Annotated in this window: 1 protein-coding gene; it reads right to left on the bottom strand. The window is 46.3% G+C overall.

The window, feature by feature from the left end; translation table 11 throughout:
• The coding region (locus R7E78_RS27885; protein ID WP_318058856.1) for a peptidylprolyl isomerase at positions 1 to 624 on the bottom strand (624 nt) is incomplete at both ends.

Raw genomic sequence — 624 nt, 5'->3', positions numbered from 1 at the left:
TGCTGAATCTGTGCGGTCGACTTGGCGTCGGTCTAACACTTCAACAATGTGCCAGCCATGAACCGTTTTGAATGGTTCACTGATTGAGCCAACTGGTAGCGTTTCAACTTGGTGTTTAAATTCAGGAACATAAAGATCCGGTGTTTGGTAACCAAGTTCACCATCTTGAGCCGCAGAGCCTGGGTCTTGGCTGTATTGTGAGGCCAATTGAGCAAAGGTCGCTTCGCCAGCTTTGATGCGACGAACGAATTCATTTAACTGCTTTTTAGCGCCTTCATCACTAAGAATCACGGTTGGTTTGATCAGAATATGTCGAGCGTTAACTTCCGTCACCGCAACGGTTTCTAGACCCTTCACATCTTCAATTTTTAGGATGTGGAAACCAACGCCACTACGGAATGGACCAATGATGCTGCCTTTGTTCTGCATCTTGATTTGATCAGCAAAGATGGTTGGCATTTCTTCTTTACGCATCCAACCCCAATCACCACCTTGGAGAGCTTTCGGACCTTTAGAGTAGGTGTAAGCCATTTCGGTGAAGTCTGCGCCGTCGTTCAGTTTTTTAACCAGGGCTTTTGCTTGTGCTTCTACTTCTGATTTATCTTGACCGTCGGTGAAACGCAG

The sequence above is a fragment of the Vibrio sp. YT-19(2023) genome, from assembly GCF_033337395.1.
The sequence above is the reverse complement of the archived record's forward strand: the minus strand, read 5'-3'. Positions and strand labels throughout refer to the sequence as shown.